This window comes from Bernardetia aquimarina, assembly GCF_042180575.1.
In the GTDB taxonomy this organism is placed as follows: domain Bacteria; phylum Bacteroidota; class Bacteroidia; order Cytophagales; family Bernardetiaceae; genus Bernardetia.
Genome location: NZ_CP170094.1, coordinates 5583822 through 5608391 on the forward strand (window position 1 = coordinate 5583822; position 24570 = coordinate 5608391).

The 24570-nt window shown below is 30.9% G+C and carries 24 protein-coding genes; 17 read left to right on the forward strand and 7 right to left on the reverse strand.

The genetic code is table 11. The features are described 5' to 3' along the window. Nucleotides 1–51 precede the first annotated feature (51 nt). Nucleotides 52–708, forward strand: a complete 657-nt coding sequence (locus tag ACE193_RS24040; protein WP_375560728.1) for a c-type cytochrome — start codon at nt 52–54, stop codon at nt 706–708. 263 nt (nt 709–971) lie between these two features. Beyond that, the gene (clpX, locus tag ACE193_RS24045) at nt 972–2228 is read left to right on the forward strand and encodes an ATP-dependent Clp protease ATP-binding subunit ClpX (RefSeq protein ID WP_375560729.1); all 1257 of its coding nucleotides are present in this window, start codon (nt 972–974) and stop codon (nt 2226–2228) included. Nucleotides 2229–2325: 97 nt separating this feature from the next. On the opposite strand, the gene pth is transcribed toward clpX, so the two are convergent. Then, the gene (gene pth / locus ACE193_RS24050) at nt 2326–2886 is read right to left on the reverse strand and encodes an aminoacyl-tRNA hydrolase (protein WP_375560730.1); all 561 of its coding nucleotides are present in this window, start codon (nt 2884–2886) and stop codon (nt 2326–2328) included. Nucleotides 2887–3335: 449 nt separating this feature from the next. Here pth and ACE193_RS24055 point away from each other — a divergent pair, with 449 nt between their 5' ends. The 6 genes from ACE193_RS24055 (at nt 3336) to ACE193_RS24080 (ending at nt 10662) form a co-directional block, all read left to right on the forward strand. Then, nucleotides 3336–4325: a lysostaphin resistance A-like protein gene (locus tag ACE193_RS24055; RefSeq protein ID WP_375560731.1), complete on the forward strand. Its 990-nt coding sequence runs from the start codon at nt 3336–3338 to the stop codon at nt 4323–4325. 234 nt (nt 4326–4559) lie between these two features. Next, nucleotides 4560–5945, forward strand: coding sequence for a caspase family protein (locus ACE193_RS24060; protein WP_375560732.1), 1386 nt, complete (start codon nt 4560–4562; stop codon nt 5943–5945). Between the two features lie 135 nt (nt 5946–6080). Continuing rightward, the gene (locus ACE193_RS24065; protein WP_375560733.1) at nt 6081–6608 is read left to right on the forward strand and encodes a hypothetical protein; all 528 of its coding nucleotides are present in this window, start codon (nt 6081–6083) and stop codon (nt 6606–6608) included. Between the two features lie 407 nt (nt 6609–7015). Continuing rightward, nucleotides 7016–7888: a nucleoside phosphorylase gene (locus ACE193_RS24070; protein ID WP_375560734.1), complete on the forward strand. Its 873-nt coding sequence runs from the start codon at nt 7016–7018 to the stop codon at nt 7886–7888. A gap of 336 nt (nt 7889–8224) precedes the next feature. Further along, nucleotides 8225–9586 carry a hypothetical protein gene (locus tag ACE193_RS24075; protein WP_375560735.1) on the forward strand — a complete coding sequence of 454 codons (1362 nt, stop codon included), beginning with the start codon at nt 8225–8227 and terminating at the stop codon, nt 9584–9586. A gap of 128 nt (nt 9587–9714) precedes the next feature. Further along, nucleotides 9715–10662 carry a peptidase gene (locus ACE193_RS24080; RefSeq protein ID WP_375560736.1) on the forward strand — a complete coding sequence of 316 codons (948 nt, stop codon included), beginning with the start codon at nt 9715–9717 and terminating at the stop codon, nt 10660–10662. Between the two features lie 83 nt (nt 10663–10745). On the opposite strand, the gene ACE193_RS24085 is transcribed toward ACE193_RS24080, so the two are convergent. Together ACE193_RS24085 and ACE193_RS24090 are read right to left on the reverse strand one after the other, a co-directional pair. After that, entirely contained in the window at nt 10746–10958 is a 213-nt protein-coding gene (locus tag ACE193_RS24085) for a hypothetical protein (protein WP_375560737.1), read from the reverse strand. Nucleotides 10959–11173: 215 nt separating this feature from the next. Continuing rightward, the gene (locus tag ACE193_RS24090; protein ID WP_375560738.1) at nt 11174–12124 is read right to left on the reverse strand and encodes a DMT family transporter; all 951 of its coding nucleotides are present in this window, start codon (nt 12122–12124) and stop codon (nt 11174–11176) included. A gap of 189 nt (nt 12125–12313) precedes the next feature. On the opposite strand from ACE193_RS24090, the gene ACE193_RS24095 reads away from it, so the two are divergent. Next, nucleotides 12314–13429 carry a serine hydrolase gene (locus tag ACE193_RS24095; protein WP_375560739.1) on the forward strand — a complete coding sequence of 372 codons (1116 nt, stop codon included), beginning with the start codon at nt 12314–12316 and terminating at the stop codon, nt 13427–13429. Between the two features lie 157 nt (nt 13430–13586). Here the strand turns inward: ACE193_RS24095 and murC are convergent, their stop codons facing one another. Continuing rightward, a complete protein-coding gene (gene murC, locus ACE193_RS24100; RefSeq protein ID WP_375560740.1) occupies nt 13587–14951 on the reverse strand; it encodes a UDP-N-acetylmuramate--L-alanine ligase in 1365 nt (454 codons plus the stop codon). Between the two features lie 151 nt (nt 14952–15102). On the opposite strand from murC, the gene ACE193_RS24105 reads away from it, so the two are divergent. From ACE193_RS24105 to ACE193_RS24130, 6 genes are all read left to right on the forward strand, one after another. Next, a complete protein-coding gene (locus ACE193_RS24105; protein WP_375560741.1) occupies nt 15103–15720 on the forward strand; it encodes a hypothetical protein in 618 nt (205 codons plus the stop codon). A gap of 151 nt (nt 15721–15871) precedes the next feature. Beyond that, on the forward strand, nt 15872–17125 hold the full coding sequence (locus ACE193_RS24110) for a class I SAM-dependent RNA methyltransferase (RefSeq protein ID WP_375560742.1): 1254 nt from the start codon (nt 15872–15874) through the stop codon (nt 17123–17125). 50 nt (nt 17126–17175) lie between these two features. After that, complete coding sequence (locus tag ACE193_RS24115) at nt 17176–17574, forward strand: acyl-CoA thioesterase (RefSeq protein ID WP_375560743.1); 399 nt, start codon at nt 17176–17178, stop codon at nt 17572–17574. A 25-nt stretch (nt 17575–17599) separates the two neighbouring features. Beyond that, nucleotides 17600–19051, forward strand: a complete 1452-nt coding sequence (tilS, locus tag ACE193_RS24120) for a tRNA lysidine(34) synthetase TilS (protein ID WP_375560744.1) — start codon at nt 17600–17602, stop codon at nt 19049–19051. Nucleotides 19052–19168: 117 nt separating this feature from the next. Further along, nucleotides 19169–19990 carry a 23S rRNA (guanosine(2251)-2'-O)-methyltransferase RlmB gene (gene rlmB / locus ACE193_RS24125; RefSeq protein ID WP_375560745.1) on the forward strand — a complete coding sequence of 274 codons (822 nt, stop codon included), beginning with the start codon at nt 19169–19171 and terminating at the stop codon, nt 19988–19990. A 109-nt stretch (nt 19991–20099) separates the two neighbouring features. After that, the gene (locus ACE193_RS24130; protein ID WP_375560746.1) at nt 20100–21290 is read left to right on the forward strand and encodes an NAD(P)/FAD-dependent oxidoreductase; all 1191 of its coding nucleotides are present in this window, start codon (nt 20100–20102) and stop codon (nt 21288–21290) included. Nucleotides 21291–21372: 82 nt separating this feature from the next. Here ACE193_RS24130 and ACE193_RS24135 read toward each other — a convergent pair whose 3' ends face one another. Both ACE193_RS24135 and ACE193_RS24140 read right to left on the reverse strand, forming a co-directional pair. Beyond that, a complete protein-coding gene (locus ACE193_RS24135) occupies nt 21373–21894 on the reverse strand; it encodes a CAP domain-containing protein (RefSeq protein WP_375560747.1) in 522 nt (173 codons plus the stop codon). A 254-nt stretch (nt 21895–22148) separates the two neighbouring features. Continuing rightward, a complete protein-coding gene (locus tag ACE193_RS24140; RefSeq protein ID WP_375560748.1) occupies nt 22149–22436 on the reverse strand; it encodes a hypothetical protein in 288 nt (95 codons plus the stop codon). 217 nt (nt 22437–22653) lie between these two features. On the opposite strand from ACE193_RS24140, the gene ACE193_RS24145 reads away from it, so the two are divergent. Then, nucleotides 22654–23121: a peptidylprolyl isomerase gene (locus ACE193_RS24145; protein WP_375560749.1), complete on the forward strand. Its 468-nt coding sequence runs from the start codon at nt 22654–22656 to the stop codon at nt 23119–23121. 113 nt (nt 23122–23234) lie between these two features. Here the strand turns inward: ACE193_RS24145 and ACE193_RS24150 are convergent, their stop codons facing one another. Then, nucleotides 23235–23690 (reverse strand): DUF1573 domain-containing protein, encoded by a 456-nt coding sequence (locus tag ACE193_RS24150; RefSeq protein ID WP_375560750.1) that lies wholly within the window; start codon nt 23688–23690, stop codon nt 23235–23237. Nucleotides 23691–23892: 202 nt separating this feature from the next. Between ACE193_RS24150 and ACE193_RS24155 the strand changes: the two genes are divergently transcribed. Then, the gene (locus tag ACE193_RS24155) at nt 23893–24420 is read left to right on the forward strand and encodes a hypothetical protein (RefSeq protein ID WP_375560751.1); all 528 of its coding nucleotides are present in this window, start codon (nt 23893–23895) and stop codon (nt 24418–24420) included. The last annotated feature ends 150 nt before the right edge of the window (nt 24421–24570 follow it).

Sequence of the window (24570 nt, forward strand, 5' to 3'; positions counted from 1 at the left end):
TTTACTAATCAGTTACGGTATTTCGTAATTAAAATTTATCAAAAAAATCAAATGCTAAACGCTATCTCAACAGGTGCATACACAGGACTTTTGCACACACACAAATTAGTCGTCCTTCTTTTTCTAGTTATTTATGTTATTAAATTAGCTCTATTGCTTTTTAGTGAAGCTAATTTGGATAAAATGAGGGCAAGCAAACCTGCACGTATTTTCGAAGTGATTTTGAGTGTTCTTTTTTTAGTTACAGGAATTGCGATGTGGACAAATGTAGCAGAACCATTTCAAACACTTTTCTTGATTAAAATTGTAGCTGTTTTTGCTTCTATTCCTTTGGCTGTTATTGGTTTTAAAAAGAAAAATAAGGCGTTAGCAGTTCTTTCTGTAGTTTTACTTTTTGCAGCGTATGGAATTGCAGAAGTAAAAAAGAAAAGTTATTTGAAGCCAGAAAAACAAGATATAGTTTATAATGAAGCCGAAACAAGCGTTTATGGCAAACAATTATATGAACAGTATTGTGAAAATTGTCATGGGGCAGATGGTGCAGCAGGACTTTCAGGTGCAAAAAATCTTCAAACAAGTATGATTTCTGATGCAGATTCTAAAATGCAAATCAAAAATGGAAAAGGAAACATGCCTGCCTATGATGGAATATTGAATGACAAACAAATCGATGCTGTCATTACACATATCAAATCACTTCGGAAATAATTTTTTTTGTTTTTATATCGCTCGTGAGGACACGAGCAATGGTAGATTTAGTTGTAAAAAGCTAACCTTGCCGTTGCTTGTGTCCTCACAAGCAACCTGTAGTTATCAAAAAAAATACGATATTTGTATAATCTTAAAATCTAAACCAAATAAGCTAATTGAAATTTAACTATTTTATATTAGCTCATTATACATTGGAATAACAGTTAATAAATTACTAATTCGTAATTTTTAATTCGTAATTCGTAATTGTCTTTAAAAATATGGCTAAAGAAAAATCATGTAATTTTTGTGGTTCGTCAGCTCGTTCTCGTCAGCTAATGGTAGATGGACCAGGTGGTGTAACGATTTGTAATCAATGTATCGAACAAGCGCATCAAATTTGGCAACAAGAAGAGTTATCACGTAAAAAAGGTAAAGTCAAGTTGAATTTGATTAAGCCAATGGAAATGCTAAAACTTTTAGATGAATATGTTATTGGACAAGTAAAAGCAAAGAAAATTCTTTCTGTTGCTGTTTATAATCATTACAAAAGATTGATGCGTTCTGGACAAGCAATGGGAGTGCATTCAGATATTGATGATGGAATTGTTATCGAAAAATCAAATATTTTGATGGTCGGTAAAACAGGAACAGGTAAAACTTTGCTTGCCAAAACATTGGCTAGAGCCTTGCAAGTTCCGTTTTGTATTGCTGATGCGACTGTTATTACAGAAGCTGGTTATGTAGGCGAAGATGTAGAAACGATTCTTACTCGCTTGTTACAGGCTGCTGATTATGATGTCTATGCTGCCGAACGTGGAATTGTTTTTATTGATGAAATTGATAAAATTGCTCGTAAGTCGGATAATCCTTCCATTACTCGTGATGTAAGTGGCGAAGGTGTGCAGCAAGCACTTTTAAAACTTTTGGAAGGAAGTATTGTAAATGTTCCACCACAAGGAGGGCGTAAGCACCCAGACCAAAAAATGATTGCTGTCAATACAGAAAATATTTTATTTATTTGTGGAGGAGCTTTTGATGGAATTGATAAAAAAATTGCAAAACGTATAAATACTAGAGCGTTAGGTTTTGAGAGCAATGAAGAAAGAGGACGAAATATTGACGAGAGGAATATTTTGCAATATGTAAATGCTCAAGATTTGCGTTCTTTCGGACTTATTCCAGAGCTTATTGGGCGTATGCCTGTCGTTACTCACCTCAATCCATTGGATAAAGAAGCATTGAGAAGTATTTTGACAGAGCCAAGAAATGCCATTACGAAGCAATATCAAAAACTCTTTAAGATGGAAAATGTAGAATTGACTTTTGAAGAAGAAGCATTAGATTATATTGTCGAACAAGCTATGGAATCTGGTTTGGGAGCAAGAGGGTTACGTTCTATTTGTGAAACGATTGTTTTGGAAGCGATGTATGAAGTTCCTTCAAATCCAAATCAAACAGAATTGGTTATCACACAAGAGTATGCGAAAGACCAATTTACAAAGTCTGAAATGATGCGTAGTTTGAAAGTAGCTTAGTATCAATTATGAATTATTAATTACGAATTACGATAGAATTAATTATATAAATAGTATTTTCCGTAATTCGTAATTTTTAATTCGTAATCCTCAAAAACTAGGAATTATACTGACTCATCGTTCTATCGATGCCAATACTACAAAAAGAAAGTGTCATTTCTTCTATTTTATCCAAAATTAAAGGAAGTGCAGCCGATTCATTTTTATCAAATTCTCCCAAAACAAAATCGACTTGTTTTCCTCTCGAAAAATCATTGCCAATGCCGACACGCAAACGAGGATAATTTTGAGTTTGTAACAAATCTTGAATGTTTTTTAGTCCATTGTGTCCTGCATCCGAACCTTTTTTACGCATTCTGAGTGTTTCTAAAGGCAAAGCCAAATCATCAACGATTACCAAACAATTTTCAATATCAATTTTGAGTTCGGTTAGCCAATGACGAACAGCTTTTCCACTCAAATTCATAAAAGTAGAAGGTTTTATCATATAAATTGCTCTTCCTTTGTGCTTAAAAGAAGCTATATCTGCATAACGTTTGGTTTCAAAAGTAACTCCTTTTGATTCTGCTATCTTATCGACAGCCATAAAACCTACATTATGTCGTGTATTTTTGTATTCTGAACCAATATTTCCAAGTCCAACAATTAAATATTTCATAGTTTTGTAATTGCTAGCCCCTAAGGGTTTTCAAAACCCTTAGGGGCTAAAATGTATATTTTTTTTGCAAAATAAGCTAAATACACTGTTTCAAAAGTTTTTAAATGTTTTTAACTGTGCATTCAGTTCCTTAGAACTGAATGTTTCGCTTCCTCAGAAGCGTCATTTATTTGCTTGAATCACGCTTCTGAGGAAGCGTTTCGTTCAACTCTGAGGAGTTGAACGCACAATAAATATAAATAAACTTTTGAAACAGTGTACTAAGGAACGTAAATTAAATAGATTTATATTTTCGAATTTGCAATTAATTGATAATTAGTAATTTACATTCGTAATCCGTAATTTTTAATTCGTAATTAATCCTAATTGTAATTTTGAGAACAAAAACGCTACTACTGTACTAGAAAAATCACTACTTTTTGTATAACATTTTGTTTAAAAACCTCACAATGAAATATATTTTCTCCCTTCTGATTCTGTTGCTAATTACCATCTTGACTTTATTTGCTTCACAGCTTATTGGAGTTTTTTTTATCTGTATTGTATATGAAATTCCTTTGGTAGAATTTGATAGTATTCTAAAAAATATCACATCACATCCAGAATTACGTACTGCTATTTTATTGTTACAGGGTTTTGCTACACAAATTTTTGGTTTTTTAGCTGTTGCTTTATTTTTCACAAAGTACGTGTATAAATTCAATCAAGCCAATACAAGTAATGGAACTCTTTCTGTAATGAATCCTAATTTGGCACAACAGATTTTAGAAGAACCTTTTTTGAAAAGATACAAAACACCTGCTTTCATTTTTTTGGTTGTTATTGTACTTGCAATAGTAGCTTTTCCTGCTGTTCAATTAACTGGAATTTTAAATGGCGCAATAGAATTTCCTGAAGCATTAAAGGGATTAGAAAATTGGATGAGAACAAAAGAAGATGCTGCTCAAATGCTTACTCTTTTTATGACTGATTTTTCTTCACCTTTACAGACTATTTTGGGTTTTATAGTGATTGCTGTTTTAGCTGGTCTTTCTGAGGAAGTTTTTTTTAGGGGAGTGGTACAACCTTTATTTCAAAACCTCACTAAAAACAAACATGCAGCCATTTGGATTACGGCTATTATTTTTAGTGCCATTCATTTTCAATTTTATGGTTTTATTCCTCGTATGCTTTTAGGTGCTTTGTTTGGTTACTTGTATGTTTACACCAATAATATTTTAATTCCTATTTGGGCACATATCTTGAATAATGGAATTACACTTTTTTTAGCCCTGTATATCGATAGAACATTGCTTGAATCTCCCCAAGCAGAAGAAATCAATTTTACCATAATTTTAGTTGGTATTATCGGCTTTTTGATTTGTATTGGAATTTTAATATTCATTAAAAAAACAATGGAGAAACAAGTAGAGAAGAATATGAAAGTAGGAAAAAAATAGAGAAAAAAGCTTCTTTTTCTAAGTTGAAATCAACACTAGAAAGACATTTTCGTAAAAGGTAATTTACTACTTTTTATAAAAATGTCTTTTTTATTTCATAAATTTTAAAGAATAGTTAAGTAGTTTATTAAACTTTCAATTAAAAATGAAAGTTAAAAATTTTGGCTTTCTTTTTGAAGTTGTACATCTATGTACTTTTGAAAACTAACTTCTTTACTTATCTATATTTTACCTATGAAAAGTCATAAAAAATTTATTACAAGTTCCTATATTTGGAGAATACTTTTATTTTCATTCTTTCTAACTCTCTCTGTTCCAGTTTTTTCTCAATCCTTGTATGAAATTGAATTTTCAGCAGGAAATGTAAAATATACAGGTTTTCTTGTTTATTTTAATGAAGAAGACGCTTACATGCGTATTGCTTATACCTATAATAGTGCTTATAATGTAGTAGAGGTAGATTATATTTCGGTTTCTGGACAAGAAGATGGCTATAATTATTTTGTCATGCAAGGCGAAAATCCTAGATTCATAACATCCAATTCTGGCTCACGAGTAAATCAACAAACCTATAATCCTGACCATTTTGTGTGGGTTTGGGATGAACAAACAAAAGGCGAAATGCCATTCGTAACAGATGACCCTAATTTCAGTGAAGAATCTTTAAAACGAGTAGATTCATATAGGGAATTAAAAGTTTCAGAACTCACAGATACATACCTCAATCAATTTTTTGGTACAGATGATGATGAATATATTGCCTTTCAAAATATGCGTGATAATGAACTAGACAGTCATGTAGCACAAGAACATTACGATAACAATACCACCCAACAACAGCAACAACAAGCAAATTATGGAGCAGCAAAAATGCACTTGGTCATGCTTGTCAATAGCAGTATTGGAGATATTGGAGCAAGCTGCGAAACAGACAGCCGAAATATGACTAAAGAATTTGAAGATATTGCAGCAGCATTGAAGGTAGATTTTAGAAAATATGAAGTCAAAGGGAGTAGTTTTACCAAAACAAATGCTATGCAAGTTTTGAATGGACTCAACCCTGGAAGTAATGATATTGTTGTTTTTTATTATAGTGGACACGGTTTTCGTTGGTCTGACCAAACAGATGCTTATCCTCAAATGGATATTCGTGCTTCTCCTTACACCAAACTTTCAGCAGAAACAACACTTTCCGTTTCATCGGTTTATAACCTTTTAGATAAAAAAGGCGCACGCTTAAATATTGTCATTACAGATTGTTGTAATTCTGATATTGGTATCAATAAAATGACTGAAACGAGTTTTTTGGCTGGACGTTCGTACCAAACTCCTCACATAGAAAAACTACAAAAATTATTTTTGGCTACCAAAGGAAATATGATTGTTACTTCTTCTCAAGCTGGTCAAGTTTCTTGGTCGAATAGTGTCAATGGTGGATTCTTTACACTTAGTTTTTTACAAGCATTTCACGAAGAAATCAGTTATCTCAAAACACAAGAACCTTCTTGGGATAATATCTTGAAAAAATCTCAAACAAATACAGTTAAGAAAACAAATGATGGTTGTAGAAATTGTACTACTCAAAATCCAGTTTATTACACCAAAATCAGTAAAAGATAAGAAACAATTACGAATTAAAGATTACGAATTACGAATTTAATACATTGAATATCAATAACTTAATATTTTGAAGTAAGTAGTTTATTTAATTCCTATTCCTAAAAAATGATTTTTTCAAAATTAAATACATTACTTATGAAACTTACTCAAAGAACGTTTTTTTATCTTGCTTTTTTTGTTTTTGGATTATCATTATTTATTCTGAGTAGTTGTAAAGAAAAAGAATTACAAGCCATGCAAAAAATCATCAAAGAATCAGAAGATATAGAGCTTTTTTTGATACAAAATACGCCAACTAATCCCACAGAACAAGATACAAGTAAAGTTTATTTGTGTGATTATGAAGCCTACGAAAAAATTCCGACTTCATCGGAACAGTCAGACAGTATCAAAACAGCACTTCTGGATACTACAAATTATATTTCTGATGTAGAAAAAAAGTGTATGATGATGCCCAAATATGCAATGCGACTCAAAACTAAAAAAGATACTTTAGATATTGTCTTTTCAGATAATCCTTGTGCAAAAGCTATTGGAAAACATTCCCTTCTCAAAAATCCTAAAGAAGATGAAGAAAAAAAAGAAGATATGTTTTATATCGATTTGACAGCCGAAAATACAATTATCAAATTTATTCAAAATACTATTCCTAAAAAAGAATAATTTGAATTAAAAATTTTATTCTGCCAAAAACCTTTTCTGAAAATGAAAAGGTTTTTTTGTGCTATTTTTTTACTTTGTTTATCATAAATTAGTAGTTTTACTTTTTAATTCCAAAACAACTTTGCCCTTGTTGGTGTCCTTAACATAACCATAAGGTTAAAAATTTATTTGATTTTTTAGCTTCGCTGCTTTCGTTACACTTTAGGTGTTCCGTTAGGAACTACATATTGGTAGTATTCTAAGATGTTCAACACAAAAAATGCTACCAATATCAAACTCCTACGGAGTAAATGAATCTAATTTTTCATATTTTACTACCAACATACAACTCCTAACGGAGTAAAAATCAAAATTTCTCAATAGCCTTACGGCTATGGTGGAGACACCAATAACACAAAAAAACATCTATGATTCCATTTTCCGAACTCATCATCAACTCTGATAATTCTATTTATCATCTCAATCTTCAACCTCATCAATTAGCAGATATAATTATTACTGTTGGCGATCCCGAACGTGTGCCTTTTGTAAGTCAATTTTTTGATACAATAGAAGTCAAAATCCATAAAAGAGAATTTGTTACACATACAGGAACGTATAAAGGAAAACGAATTTCTGTAATTTCGACAGGAATGGGAACAGATAATGTAGAAGTTTTGATGACAGAATTAGATGCACTTGTCAATGTAGATTTCAAAACAAGAGAAATAAAAAAGAAACTAACTTCACTTACTATTATTAGAGTTGGAACTTCAGGTTCTTTACAAGAAAGTATTCCAGTTGGGACACTTTTAGCTTCTCAAAATGCTGTAGGAATGGACACTTTAATGCAGTTTTATAGGTTAGAGCAAAGCCAAAAAGAACAAGAAATTTCTCAAAAAATCAAAGAAAATGCACAAGTTGATTTTAATCCCTATATTGTTTCGGCAGATGAAAGTTTGGTAAATCATTTTACACAAAATACAACAACTGTCAAGATGATAAAGGGAAATACACTTACTTGCCCTGGTTTTTATGCGCCACAAGGACGAGAAGTGAGGTTAAAACCAAAAACAGATAATTATTTAGATAAAATTAGAAATAAAATTAAAGATTTTCCACTTACTAATATGGAAATGGAAACAGCAGGTTATTATGCTATGGGCAGACTTTTGGGACACAAAATGCTTTCTCTCAATGCTATTCTTGCCAACCGAATCACACATGAGTTTTCAGAGAATCCACAAGAAGAAGTCAATAATTTGATTGATTATACGTTGGAAAAAATTATCAGTTTATAAATAGGAAACTGTCTTTTTCGGCTCTAAACTTTGTCAGTAGTTTTTTTTGTGATTATCACCTTTAAAGGGGATTATTTTTGGTTGTTTGACAATTTTTGCACCTTGAATATTGATGATTGTCGGTGGGAATACCATAGCTGTAAGGTTAAAAGTTATTTGTCTTTCTGTTCCATAGGAACTTTATATTGGTAGTAAAAATAAGAGAGAAAGAGTGTATTCTGTTCTGTTAGGAACTACATATTGGTAGGATTTCTCTTACGGCTATGGTGGAACACCAACGACATAGTGCAAAATTGTCAGAGAACCTTATTTTTTAGCACATAAAAAAATAGATTTATGAAAATCATATTATATATTTTATTGTTTTTAATGTGTATAAGTTGTCAGTCTTGTAAAGAAAATTCTACAGGATATATTATTCATTTACGTAGATTGAATAATTATGATGGTGAATTTGGATTTGATTGGATGCGAAAAGATTATAAAAAAACTTGTTTGAGTTATGAAGAGTTGAAAAAAGTTTATCAACCAATAACTTTAACAAACCAAGAATATTTAATTCCTTGGATAAGTATGTTTCCTAATCAGATAGGAGTAAAATTGAGGATTGAAGTGGAAACAAACGAAGATATTAATACTGATAGTATTGAGTTTAAATCTGTTGATGGTATTAAATTTATCCCTAATAAATTTCCTTTATCTGAAGCACAAAATAAAGAAGTAATTATAGAATGTAATAAACCATTAACTGTAAATACCACGATAGAAATAATAAATCAAGATAAAATTGTAGTAGGTAAAGTGTGTTTTTATGCTAATCACAATTTGAATACATTAAAAATCAAGTTTTTAAGGCTAAAAGGAAATGAGAAAGATAATACTTATAATGAAAAAGTATTCGATCAGATGACTTTAGAATGGATGAATGAATTAAAGGAAAAATTCAAGAGTAAATATTTTAATCAAGCATTAATTAATATTGTATTTGATGAAACTGAAGATTTTATAGTAGATGTAGAGAGATATAGAGAAAAAAAATTACTTTTTGTATTTGCAGATAATAAAGGAAAACAAAGTATTCCAAGATATAATAAAGGATTTGATGACGAAATTTACAAAGAGTATGTTGAAAAAAATAAACCTTACGATGGAATACTATTTTTGATGAGTTCCCTGCAACAACAAGGTATGGAACTTGGACACGCAAAAGTTTACCCAAGAAATAGTAATTATATTATGATGAATCCTAGTGCTGTAGGAGGTGGATATATTTCCTTTGTACACGAATTAGGACATGCACTAGGACTACATCATCCATGGAACAATACAAAGATGTATAAAGAGAGACTAAAAAGAATAGAAGCAAGAGAAATGCAATTAAGGACTTATCTAGATAAAAACAAGCTCTATAAAGACAATATCAAAGTTGGAAATTTTGGTAAAACATTAGGAGAATTACGGAATGAACTCAACAAAGAATTAGTACAACTCAGACAAGAAAAAATAGATAAAATAAGATTAAATTCTGAAATATATTTTAAACGTTCAACCACAGAAAACATTATGGATTATAATGGCTATAATGACGAAATAACACAAGAAATTATATACAATCCTTTTTCAGAAGGAACAACTTTTTGGAAATGGCAATGGGATTTAATGAACGAAGAAGTAAAAACCTACCATAGTGAATTATAGATATTTAATGTCAATATGAGTGATTTTTTTCAAATTAGGGAACTTTTGATACAGATATTTTTGTTTGCTTAACTGGATTTATTATACAATCTCAAACCAACAATTAAATACATTAAAAGCAAACAATCATGATACACAGCACGCTCAAAAATTTACCCAATGAAGATATTTGTCTTATGCTTACTGTCCCTAATCATAGTTGGGTTTATCTCTGTGATTGTGGGCAGGCTAGTCAGCTTAGTGTTGCAGATTGTTTGAAAGTAAATGCTATTTTTATTAGTCATACACACATTGACCATTTTTGCAACTTTGATACTATTTTTAGGCATCAGTTAGGTATTCAACGTACTGTTACTATTTGTGGACCAGTAGGAATAGCCAAAAATGTACAAGCCAAACTTTTGGGTTATACATGGAATTTAATCGAAGCTGATGCTGTAAAATATGAAATAAGAGAAATAGGTTTAGATGATTCCATTACTATTTTCGAAATTACTCCTCCCTCTTGGGATATTAAGTTTATTGAAACTATTAAAGATGAAATCATTTACAAAAATGATGTATTTGATGTCAAGTTTACCTCACTAAATCACAGCATACCTTCAATAGCCTATTTATTTGAAACTTATCCTAAAACAAAAATTCAAGATTTTCCATTTAAGGCTGGTAAGTGGGTAAAAGAACTCAAAGAAGCATTTGAACAAAATTTACCTGAGAAAAATATTCAAATAGAGGGTACTAATTATCTAGCCAAAGACCTTTTTTCTTATATTTTTGTAGAAGAAGGTTACAAACTAGGATATGTAATGGATCATTTAGCTTCAGAAGAAAATTTTGAAAAAATTGTACATCTTTTTCAAAAAGCTGATGAGTTATTTATTGAAAGTTATTATTTGGAAGAAGATAAAGAACTCGCTTTAAAAAATCATCATAGTACTGCTAAAAATTCAGGATTGGTGGCACGCAGAGCGCAAGTAAAAAAAGTAAATCCTGTACATCATTCTCGTAAATACAACCACAACATACAACTTTTGATAGATGAATGTTTAGAGGCTTTTCATAGTCCAAAAATATAATTTAGCTACGAGAGGTCTGTAGCCCAAATAGGTTTATTCCCAGCAAACTGATAAGGCGTGTACCAAGGATAACTAGGGGCATTCTATATACCCTGTAGTTTATCTTTCGCTGCAAGCAAAGCAAGTAAGAAAGAATTATAATTTACCTCTATAAAATTATTTTCAAAATAAATTTGTATTACCAATTCATTATTTTCTTGATTTACTTCTGCAATCATTTGATTGTCTTGCCATATTTCTGCAACCAATTCTTCCCTATCAGGGGGACTAGCAATTTCTATTTTTAATTCTTTCATTCTGTTTCTAATCCATGAAAAGTTTTACCATCAAGACTAAATCTTGCTACTTGACCATTAGGTATTTTAACCTCAATAATGTTTCCAAATCTAGCATTAAAAGTTGAATTAGGATTATTAATAATACCTTCTAAAACCTACACCTGAAGGTCAGCGTAGCTAACGGTCATGCTGCGATGCAGCTAAAAGTCAAAAAACCTTTAAATTAGATACGATTAACCTACTTTATCAGTAGGAGGAAGCATTGTATTTTCTTGTTTTGATTCATACACCTCAAAAAACCAAGCAACTAAAGGACGAGCTACAACAGCAGAAACTAAAATAATTCCACCTGCATAAAAATAAAGATCCATTTTGGCAACTTCTATCGAACTAATGAAATAAGACAAAATAATTACACTCAAAATACCATAAAGAGGAACTAAATTTCCTACCATTGCCACCGTAAAGGCATTTAGATATTTCATCAATCGTACTGATTCGCTATACGCATACACAGAAACGCCTAAAGCCAAACCAAAAATAAGCGCAAAATCACTCCAACTCAAACTCCATTTTACAGGAATAAATTTGGCTACTTCTCCACCCCAAAAAGTCGAAAAAAGTAATAATAAAAAAGCTGTAAGACTTGCACCCATCATTTGATAAAAAGTAATGACTAATGAATCTTCTTCTTTGACCAACTCTGCATTAAAAATTGTTACTAAAGCACCAAAAAAAGCAGCAAAAAGAGCCAACAAAAATCCCAATCCATAATCAAAATCAGAACTATAAATAATATAAATTCCAAAAATGGCATTTAATCCTGTAATTACTTCGCCTACTGATAATGTTCCTTTTCCCAAGATGGGTCGCAGAATACTCACAAAAAGAGGAATGGTAGCAAGTCCAATCAAACAAACAGCTTCATTTGCCAGCTTTGCCGAAAGAACAATCAACGTCCAATAAGCAAAAGTCAGAATTCCTGTTCCCATCAAAAAATATGTTTTTTTTCCTGCCCATTTAAACTTTTTGATAACCAAAAGCCAAATAGCCAAAAATACAACAGCCATAGATGTCCTATAAAAGACAATTTCAGTAGCCGATAACTGTATATTATTTACAACTAAAGGAACAAGACTAGAAAGCCAAATAACAAAATGAAGACGGAGATGGTATTTTAACAAGGGAATTAAACAGTATAAAGTGATTAGTAGTTTAACCTACAAAATACAAAAAAGTCCTAACTCTTTAGTATTTTATTGGCATTGTCCGTATTATTTTCTTTTTTTTGCCTTACCAAGTTCCTTCGGTATTACTCTAGGAAATATTCTTCTGATAAAAACACATTTATTCATCTATCATTCATTTCACTTATGAAAATCTATTTTCGTTTTTTTTCTTTTTTTTGTCTGATTTCTTTATTGAGTTTTGGGAATTGTTTTGGGCAACGTATTTATGAAAACAGTATTAAAAGATTCAAATATTCAAATTTAGATAGTCTATTTACTGAAATTGTAAAAAGTAAAGAAACTACTATTGGAATAGCAATAATTGATTTAAAGGACAGTCAAAGATGGTCTAAAAATTATTCGAATGACAATTTAACAGATAGTTTAGGCAACAGAAATGATATAAATTTCCCCACCATGAGCGTTTACAAGTTTCATTTAGCTTTGGCTATTTTGAAAGAAGTAGATAAAGGAAAGTTTAATTTGAATGATGAATTATTTATTACGAAAAATGATTTATTAGAGGAAACCTATTCACCTTTAAGAAATGATTTAAAGAAAGAATATGGAGAAGGGTATGAAGAAAAAATCAAAAATGGAGTTTCTATAAAATTAACAGAACTTCTTTCTTATATGGTTTCGAAAAGTGATAATAATGCTTGTGATATTCTGTTTCGTCTTTTGGGAGGAAAAGAGTATATAAAAATTAGAAAGAAAAAATCAAAAAATAAGTTTTCAGAAACTCAAATCGTAGAAGTTAGAATAAAATACAATCAAAAAGGAGTAGAAAGACTGAATCATTTTATAAAAAAGTTAGGGTTGAAAAATACATCTATTTCAGCAAGTGAAGAAAAAATGCACGAGAGTTTTGATAATCAATATCTAAATACAACAACTCCACTAGATGCAGTTTCTTTATTAAAACATTTTTATCAAGGAAAAATACTCAAAAAAGAAACTCAAGATTTTTTGTGGAAAATAATGGTCGAAACACAGACAGGAAACAATAAAATAAAAGCAGGATTACCACAAGATGAAAAAATCATTTTAGGACACAAAACAGGAAGTTCATTTCGTAAAAAAGCTAAAGAAGGAGAAGAGTTTGGACTTAAAGCAGCCGAAAATGATATTGGAATTGTTATTACACCCACAAAAAAATATGCAGTAGCTATTTTTATAAAAAATTCTACAGAAAGTAATGAGGTTAATGCTGCACTTATTGCAGAGTTATCAAAGATAATTTATGAGTATTTGGATTAGAATAGTTATAAATTATTAGTGATAAGTTATTAGCTTAATGCCTTGATAACAAGCAAATTATACTATCAACTTATTCACTTTAAGAAAATCTTGTTCCTTAAAAGCAAAAAGTTAGAATTAATATGAAATAATATTAATTCTAACTTCATACTTTATTCTAGCCTAAAAGTTGATTCGCCAAACCTTCAATATTCATTCCTCCCATTTTTCCAGAAGACATAATCAAAAGGTTATTTTGTTTCCAGTTTTGAGCTACTAAAAAAGATTCTACTTCATCAATGGTAGTAAAAACTTCTAAGTCTTGTCTTTTGAAAGCATCTTTCAAATCTTGCTTTGAGATAGCAGGTAATCCTTTCGCTTCTACATAGTCAGGATTGTAATAAACGATTGCTACATCGGCAGTTTTGGCTGTATTTGCATATTCTTGTATAAAATCTTTATTCAAACTACTATACGTATGTAATTCCATACAAGCAGTCAAACGTTGTTTTGGATATTGTTTTTTTACTGCTTTTATTGTTGCTTCTACTTTTGAAGGTGAGTGAGCAAAATCTTTAAAAACATGCATATTGTCATTTTCTCCTACTAATTCTAATCGTTTTGAAGCACCTCTAAACGACATCATTGCATCATAAAACTGACTTTCTCTAATTCCTAATCTTCTACAAACAATTTTTGCAGCATTTAGATTTGACATGTTATGTTCTCCAAAAACAGAAACTTCCATTTGTCCAAGTTCTGTTTTCAAAAATGTTTTTCCTTCTTGTACGCTTGATGGATGTGTTGTATAAGGTAATTGAATGGTATCAAAATGTATTTTTTCGTTTCCTTCTACAATTTCTTTTACGAGCTTATCTTCTTCATTATAAATAAGCGCACCTGCTTTTACTGAATTTTCGGCAAACAAACGAAATTGTCTTTTATACTCTTCAAAATCAGGATAGACATTAGCATGATCCCAAGCAATTCCACTCAAAACACCAATATGATGATTATAATGCAAGAATTTTGGAGTTTTGTCTAAAGGTGAAGTTTGATATTCGTCGCCTTCAATGATAATAATTGGTGCATCTGAAAGCTGAACAGTCGAATCAAATCCTTCTACATACGCACCAATCAGATAATCAAAATGATAACTTTGAAGTCTTAATGTGTGCATAATCATAGCTGTAATTGTTGTTTTGCCATGACTTCCTGCAATCACTACACGTTCTTTATTTTCTGCAAGTGAATAAATATATTCTGGGTACGAATAAATTTTGAGTCCTAATTCTTGTGCCTTCACAAGTTCTGGGTTATCAGCCTTTGCGTGCATTCCTAACACTATTTTATCCAAATCAGAAGTAATATTCTCTGGAAACCAACCTGCTTTTTGAGGAAGTAAACCGTGTTCTTTCAAACGACTTTCAGAGGGATCATACCACGCATCATCCGAACCTGTAACGGTATTTCCATTCTGTTTTTCTCTAATAGCGATATTGTGCATAACGCTTCCTCCGATTCCGATAAAATGTATATTCATATTTCTGACTATGTTAATTTTCTAATTCTAGTTTTATAATAAAAAACTCAAAATTGACATAAAAGAATTTAATTCTTTCTGCTGAGTAGTTTTGATATAGGCAAATATACGTTATTTCGTAAAATCTTTTAGATAGAATTATAATTTGATTATGAAAAAGACAGAGAAAAAATTAAAACCTTTAGAATTTAAGAAGTTTGATAAAGTTATTATTGGACTATTTTTAATCAGTTTAGTATTGATTATCCTTCCTTATGATGTTTGTTTGCTAGGTATGCCAGACTTTCTTAGTAGATTTTTAGATGCTTCATTGTTGAGTACTTCCTCATTGATATTGATTATTCGTTTTTGGAATAAAAGATTTCATTCAAAAGTAAAGTTTAGAAAAGTAATACGTTTTGGAGCTATATTTAGCCTTATATTTATCTTGTTATTCAACTTTATACAATTTGTTTTTGGATTTCTTTCTATCAGAGAAGGAAATTATGTTTTCTATGAAAGTGTATCTAATAATTATGATAAAATTACTTACGCACATTACAAGCGTTTTCCTCGCCTTGGAAGAGATTGGGAACTAAAACGAGTTTACTGTCATGACTTTTTTCCTTTGATTAGTATAGAAGAAGACTATAAATCAGAAGATATAAACGGAATTTGGAAATGCTATGGATACCCAAATGAAGATGGAAAGTATAAAAGAACTGTCCGTTTTCTGAATGGAGAAGTCGTTGAAATTTTGGATTCTGTAAAAGTAGAGATAAAAGAATAGTTTTTTCCTACGTTTTTTAGTTGCCTTCAAAAAAAGACTTTATCTTTGAATTTTATTTAGTTATATCGCTCGTGGGACACGAGCAATGGTAATTTTATTCTCTACCTTCGCCGTTGTTGGTGTCTCCACCAACGACACAAAATATACAAAAATGCTCAACGAAACTTTCCAAATGACAGCCCAAACGATGTTTGGATTAGACGAAATTTTATTTCAAGAAATAAAAGATTTAGGTGCAAAAAATGTTCAATTAAACAATCGTGCTGTAAGTTTTGAAGGCGATTTGAGAATGATGTATAAAGCAAATTTATGTCTCAGAACGGCTCTTCGTGTGCTTGTTCCGATTGCAGAATTTGAAGTAAAAGACGAACACGATTTATACGACAAAATAAAAAATATAGACTGGGAAAAGTATTTGTCTATCACAGAAACACTTGCTATTAATTGTACTTTGAGTACAAATATATTTACACACTCTCGTTATATCGAACAAAAAACAAAAGATGCCATTGTAGATAAATTTAGAGAAAAATACGACAAACGTCCGTCGGTTGATATTATGGATCCTGATTTGAGAATTCAATTATACATCAAAAATAATGTTTGTATGGTAATGCTCAATAGCTCTGGCGACCCACTTTATAAACGTGGTTATAGAGATAAAACCAATCTTGCACCGATGAATGAAGTTTTGGCAGCAGGACTAATTATGCTTTCTAAATGGGATAAAAAAAGTGATTTTGTAGATCCTATGTGTGGTTCGGCAACACTTTCTATTGAAGCTGCATTGATGGCTGCTAATATTCCAGCAGGTTCTTTTCGTCCTCTTTTTGGCTTTGAGAAATGGTCAAATTTTGATGCTGATTTGTGGGAAGAAGTTTTTGATGAAGAAATGGAAAAAGTAAATACAGAGAATATGCCTTATATTTTGGCAGGAGAAATATCTAAAAATGTAGCAAGAAAAGCAGCAGCAAACATAGCTGAAGCCAATCTAAAAAAATATATTCATTTGAAAGATATTGCTTTTCAAGATTTGATGCCACCAGAAAAAAGCCTAGAAGAAATAGCTGAAATAGAAGAAAAAAAGACTAAACAAGAAGACGAAGATAAAGAAAAATCGTGGTTTAAAAGACGAAAAGCCGACAAAGGCATAATCATCATAAATCCTCCTTATGGTGAAAGAATGGACAAAGACGAAGATATATTTGATTTATATTCTCAAATTGGAGATACGTTAAAACAAAACTGGGCTGGTTATACAGCATGGATTATTACTTCAAATATGGACGCTGCAAAACATATTGGGCTTGCATCAAAACCAAAACTCAAAATGTTTAATGGTTCGTTGGAATGTCGTTTTATGCGTTTTGAGATTTATGAAGGAAGCAATAGAAAACCAAATTAGAAGTCAGATTTAAAAAGTCAGTAGTAAATACAAAACAAACATAAAATAGTATGTCCTTAACAAAAGAAAAGCAAGAAGAACTCATCAAAAAATCAAAAACAAGTATTTTTAAAGCCGTTTTTCCAAATACAACCAATCATTATGATACTCTTTTTGGAGGAACAGCGATGCAACTTATGGATGAAGTAGCATTTATTACAGCTACTCGTTTTAGTCGCAAAAAAGTAGTTACGGTTTCTTCTGACCGTATTGATTTTAAAGTTCCTATTCCAGCAGGAACGATTATCGAACTTATTGGACAGGTATCAAGAGTCGGAAATACAAGTCTTGATGTAACCGTTGAGATTTTTATTGAAGAAATGTATTCCGAAAAAAGAGAACAAGCCATTACAGGGAGTTTTAGTTTTGTAGCAATAGACGAAAACAAAAAACCTACTTCTATTTTTTAGGAATTGTGTTAGAAAGCAAAAAATTATGACAATTTTAAAAAAAATTCAATCCTTTTGTAAAGGAAATAATTTTGATTTAGAAAATAAATCTATTCTTGTGGCGACAAGTGGTGGAGTAGATTCGATGGTTTTGATAGATATTTTACTACAAATTAATTCTACTTTTCATCAAAAAATACAAATTGGAATTGCTCATTGTAATTTTTCTTTGAGAGGAAAAGAATCTGATGAAGATGAAGAATTTATAAAAGAGTATGCTACAAAAAATAACATTCCTTTTCATTCCATAAAATTCAATACAAAACAACTTGCAGAGCAAAATCAAAAATCAATTCAACTGATGGCTAGAGAGCTTCGTTATGATTTTTTTGAAAGAATTAGTTTAGAAAATAAGTACGATTTTATTGCAACGGCTCATCATTTATCCGATTCTTTAGAAACTTCAATTTATCATTTGAGTAAGGGAACAGGCATTGCAGGAATACGTGGAATCCTACCAAAAAGAAAAAATTCTGTAAAAAATAAAACTACGATTATTCGTCCTTTGCTTTGCATTACAAAAGAAGAAATTTTGATTTTTGCTAAACAAAATAATCTAAAATGGAGAGAAGATGCCAGCAACCAGACCGAAAAATATAAGCGAAATTTTATCAGACATCAAATTATTCCTCGCTTAAAAGAAATTAATTCAGATATAGAAAAAACATTTCTAAATACGTCGGAAAGATTGAGAAGTATGGAAAAATTACTTCAATTTCATGTAAAGGAATTTGAAAAAACAATTTTAATAAAGGAAGATAAAAGCAGTTTGATACCTATTTCAGAAATAAATAATTTGATAGAACCATTGCTTATCATCTCAGAGTTTTTGAAAAAAAAAGACTTTTCCTACAAACAAGTCAAGCAAATTATAGAACAGTTAGATAATGATAACAAGAATGATGAACAAGAAGAAACAAAGACATTTATTTCAAAATCGCATATTCTTTATACCAACAAAAAAGAATGGGTTTTAATGGCTCAAAAAGAAAACCAGTTAATTAATAATCTAATTGAGAATGATGAAGAATTTCTAATTGATTTGAATATTCATTTTAAGAAATTAGAAAAATATACATTCAAAAATGAAGTCCAAAAAATTACACTAACTTTTGAAAAATGTAATCCAAAAGAAGCCGATTTTAAAAGTGAAGCTATGTATTTGAGTTTTGATAAATTAGAGTTTCCTTTGATTTTGAGAAAATGGCAAAACGGGGATAAATTTGTTCCACTAGGAATGAATAACAAAAAAAATATAGGCGACTTTCTGACTGACCTCAAAGTACCAATTTATCAAAGAAGTTTTGTTTATGTTTTAGTGTCAAAAAATGAAATTATTTGGGTCGGAATTATTGAAAACCAAAAAGTCAAAGGATTGAGAATAAATAATAATCTCAAACTGACTAAATCTACTCAAAATGCAATTAAGGTAAATTAACCCCTCATTATTTTATAAATAAACTCAATCCTAACATTACAAATTAGGTAATCTTTGCTTTTATTCGTTTTTTTGCATTCCAATTAGAACAAAAGCAATTTCAAAAAAAGTAAAACTATGCAAACTCCAAACGACGATAAGAGAAACGACAATTTTAAAGAGAAAAGAGAATATAGCAGTTCACGACACAATAGAAATCAAAGACAAACAACTTCTAATTTTATTTTTGGTTGGCATCCTGTTTTGGAAGCCCTTCGAAGCGACAAAACGATCGACAAAGTATTAGTAGAAAAAGACTTCAAAAGTGAGGAAATGACAGAACTCATGCAACTTGTAAAAAAGCAAAGCATTTATGTTCAACGAGTTCCTACTGAAAAGCTAAATCGTATTACACGTAAAGCGCATCAAGGTGTAGTGGCTTTCATTTCTGAAATTGATTTTGTTCCTTTAGAAAATATCGTTGCAGGAGCTTTTGAAGCTGGAAAAAATCCTTTGATTTTGATTTTGGATAGAATAACAGATGTTAGAAATTTTGGTGCGATTGTTCGTTCGGCTGAATGTACTGGAGTAGATGGAATTGTAGTTCCGACACGCTTAACGGCTCAAATGGGTGCAGATGCAGTCAAAACATCGGCTGGCGCACTCATGCACATGCCAATTTGTAGATATAGAAGTTTGGTAGGAGCAGTCAATTTTTTGAAAGAATCGGGCTTAAAAGTGGTCGCTTGTACCGAAAAAACAGACAAACAGATTTATGATTTGGAACTAGATATGCCCTTGGCGATTGTGATGGGTTCGGAAGAAGTAGGGATTTCAGAAGAAGTGCTAGAAGTAGTAGATGAAAGAGCTAGTCTTCCTATGGTAGGAAAAGTAGGTTCGCTTAACGTTTCAGTTGCGACAGGTGTAGCACTTTATGAAGCCGTCAGGCAAAGAAGTTAAATCGATCATAACCTATAAAAGAAACTAATTTTCTATAAATATAAACATATATGCAGTTACAGTAATTCGTATTTTACTGGTAACTGTTTACTGATAACTGATAACTGAAATGTGGAGTTTTTGGGAAAATAAATCATTCAAAAAGTACGATTATATTATTGTCGGTGCTGGTATTACAGGACTTTCGACGGCTGCTAGTCTTATCGAAAAAAATCCAAAGGCTAAAATAGCTGTTTTGGAAAGAGGTTTTTTACCAACTGGTGCAAGTACAAAAAATGCAGGTTTTGCCTGTTTTGGAAGTCTGTCAGAAATTGCTTCTGACTTAGAAACAATGAGCGAAACGGAGCTTCAAGAACTCGTAACAAACCGTTTGGAAGGTCTTGAAAAACTGCGAAATCGTTTAGGAAATAAAAAAATAGGTTATAAAAATTATGGAGGTTATGAGCTTATTTTAGACAAACAAATTCCATATATAGAACAATTAGACAACGTAAATGAGCTTTTACAACCTATTTTTAATGGGCAAAATGTCTTCAAAACCAAAGATGGATTAATAGAAGGTTTTGGTTTTAATGCTCGTCATGTCCGTAGAATTGTCTATAATCGTTTTGAGGGACAGATTCATACAGGAAAAATGATGAAGTCGCTTTTGAAATATGTTCAGAAACGAGGAGTTACTGTTTTTACAGGTTGTGAAGTAGTCAGTTTTGAAGATACAGAAATAGAAGGAAATACAGGAAAAAAAAATAATGTAACTGTAAAAATCAAGAATCCTTTACAAAACGGACAATCTAATTTTTCTGATATTGAACTAACAGCCTCAAAAGTAGCTATTTGTACGAATGCTTTTTCCAAAAAACTCATTCCAGATTTAGATTTGCAAGCAGGAAGAGGACAAGTTTTGGTTACCAAACCCTTAAATTATTTACGTTTTAAAGGTACTTTTCATTTGGATGAAGGTTTTTATTACTTCCGAAATTTTGGAAGAAGAATAATTTTAGGAGGAGGTAGAAATATGGATTTTGAAGGAGAAACTACCACAAAATTAGAAACGACGGAATTAATTCTTGACGATTTAAAATCAAAATTAAGTGAAATTATTATTCCAAAACACAAATTTGAAATAGAAACTACGTGGGCAGGAATTATGGCTTTTACAGAAACTTCAAAAACAAAAAAACCACTTCTTCAAAATTATTCAAAAAATGTGGTTTTAGGAATGCGTTTAGGTGGAATGGGCGTGGCTTTGGGAAGTAAATTAGGAGAAGAAATAGCTTTGATGATGGGGAATGGAAATTAGATTTTAGAGTTTGGGAAATCAAGAATAAGTTTATCAAATTGAAATTAATCATTTCTCATGTCCTAATTTCCAACCCCACTCTCTAACGTGTTCCAAAAACTTGTGTCCAATAGTCGCCTTCTTTTCCGACACCCATTTCTTCAAAATTTGGGTTCATTATATTTCTACAATGTCCTTCGCTGTCTATCCATCCTTCAATAACTGCTGTTTCATTTGCATAGCCTTTAGCAATATTTTCTCCTGCTGCCCTCCAACTATAACCTTGTCGCTCCATCCTTTCTGTAAAACTAGAACCATCTTGTCCTGTGTGAGAAAAGTAATTTTTGTCATTCATATCTTTGCTATGTAAATAAGCTGTTTTTGCAAGTGTTTCATTCCAAGTAATTGTAGAAACAGGTGGCATTTGTTCGCTACCACATCTACAACCTTCTGTTCGATATCTATTCACTAAATCGACTAATTCTTGACTGTTTACATTAAAATTAGTTGCCGAATTTGTATCATCAGCATCTTGATTTGGCTCAGTTTCTAATTCTTCACAAGAAAATAAAGCAACAGAAAGTAAAAAGAAAAAAGAATACAGTTTTATTTTTTGAAAGTTCATAAGTAAAAGATAGTTAGGTTATTAATGATTTGCAAAAAAGTTGCAAATAGTTTGCCTAAGTTATGAAGTTGTTTAAACTTTTATTTTTTTTCTACTATTTGGTATTTCGTAGGGAAAAGGCATGCCTTTTCCTGTAAATAGTCGTTTGTAATTTGATTTTAAACTACAAAATTACCTACTGAGTAGGAAAAGACGTGTCTTTTCCCTACAACAATACAGATGATACAGAAAGTTTAAACAACTTCTATAATTACCTAATCAACAATCACAGGCTTAAAAAAAGAAGAGGAAGGAAAATGCTCATGATAAGCAGGGAAATCTTGAAAAGGAGCAATCCATTCAGGCATAGAAAGATGGCGAACATGGCGAGATTCTGTCGAAAAACAAAAATCAGTTAATAAAAAAGACTTTGAAATCTGTCTTTGATTAGAATAATAAACTTTTGCTTCTTTCTTCTGAATAAATTTTAGAGAAACCATGGCAGTTATTCCTACTAAGAGAAATGACCAAAATAAAACAATATAGATAAAATAACTTTTCATAGATTTTTTATTAGCAAACAGCAAATTTACACAAAAAATAACAATTATTAAGTCCTTATTGAGACTCAAGTTTATTTTTACGCTAAAAAATCGTACCTTGCAGAAAATCACAATATGGTCTTTTTTATTTTATGAAATGATTCAATTACAATTATTGTAGTTATTTTTTTTCAAAGAATAGAGAAGATATTTTTTTATAATCAATTAATTTTAGAGCATGTCAAACAGCGCAAAAAAAGGCGATTTAGTACAAGTACATTATGTAGGTAAATTCGAAGACGGAAACGTTTTTGATTCTTCAAGAGATAGAAAAGAACCTATTGAATTTCAAGTAGGAGCAGGACAAATGATAAAAGGTTTTGATGCAGCAGTAGAAGGAATGAATCTTAGCGAATCAAAAACAATCACTTTAGCACCAACAGAAGCGTATGGAGAATCAAATCCAGAAAACGTTGTTTCTTTTCCTAAAGACAAATTGCCACCAGAAATGAATCCAAAAGTAGGTGATCAGCTTGCACTTCAAGGACAAAATGGTGAGCAAATTCCAGTAGTAGTAGTAGAAGCTAATGAAGAAGGTGTTGTTTTGGATGCAAACCACCCAATGGCTGGAAAAACTTTAGTTTTCGAATTAGAGCTTGTAGGAATCAACCCATCAAAAGTAGAAGGTGGAACTCTTGCTGACTAATCAAACTATTTTTAGTCTATAAAAAGAGATTAAATCAAAAAATGCTATTTCTATTTTAAATAGGAATAGCATTTTTTTATAGAATTAGAAATTTTCATTCAACTGGTAACTGACTATTCTCCACTTCCATTAGGCAAAACAGTTCCAAACAAAACTAAAGCCTCCGAAGAATTAGAAGCATTTGAGATAACAGTAATTACTTTTCGTTGCTGCCCTGCTTTGTGAGCTGAGTTAAAACGAACAATTATTTTTCCTTCTTCATTGGGAGCAATCGGTTCTTTTGTCCATTCAGGAGCAGTACATCCACAAGTAGTTCGGATATCTTGCAGCATTAATGGGTAATTTCCCGTATTTTTGAATGTAAAGACATATTCAACTATTTTACCTTCTTCAATTTCACCAAAATCATGTTCACGATTTGTAAAGGTAAGTTGTGCTTGACGGTCATCCGATTTTTTGGTAAATGTAGTTGTTTCTTTTTTTGTTTCTGTAACAGTTTGAGCTTGAATAGCTTGGCTAGACAAAAAAGTAAAAGCTCCTAAAAGAGATGCAAAAAATATTTTTTTCATAATTTTTTTATTGAGTGTGATTTTTATTTAAAATAATGCTATTGTAAGAGAGTTACATATAAAACCTTATGTACTCAAACTTTGTTTCTAGTTTTAAAATTAATAAGAATAAGTCAATTATTTTGCCATATATTTTTTTTTAACTTTATCACGAAATTTTCATTTTATTACTATCATTCACTTTATTTTTATCCCAACAACCATGAAACCTATCTTATCTTATTTCTCTATTTTAAACATAATAGCTTTTTTTGCAGCTATCTTTTTATTTACAGCTTGTGATTTGAATGACGAACGAGTAGGAGGTTTTCCTCAAGAAGGTCAAATTTGGGCTGATGTGGAAGATTTGAGCTATACTTTTGATGACCCAGCAGGAACACTTGTTTCTATTGCAAACACCTATTCAGCAAGCGTACAAACACTTTCTATTTATCGTAAATCATCTCCTAATGCCTTGCGATTTGGCACTTTTCGTGTTTTACTTACTCGTTTTGATTTTGATAATACAACACCTAGAATTTTAGATAATACAAATGTGCGTCTTGATTTTGAACCTCAATCTAATGTTATTTATAATGCTTCTGGAGGAGATATTCGATTTGAGGTTTTAAGCATAGAAAATGATGTTATTAAAGCAAATTTTAGTGGAACATTACAAAATAGTTTGAATGCAAATCAGCAAGTGCGAGTTAGAAATGGCTCTTTAAATATCAAAATACGAAGAGAATAATATAACCATAACTAAGAATAATTCTATAAATCATCTTAAAAAAGATATAAATACATCTTTTATCTTACTAAAAATCAATACTTTATCTCTTAAAAAGAGAAATAGGGTATTGATTTTTTTGATTTTAAATTTGTTCTTAATCAAATAATA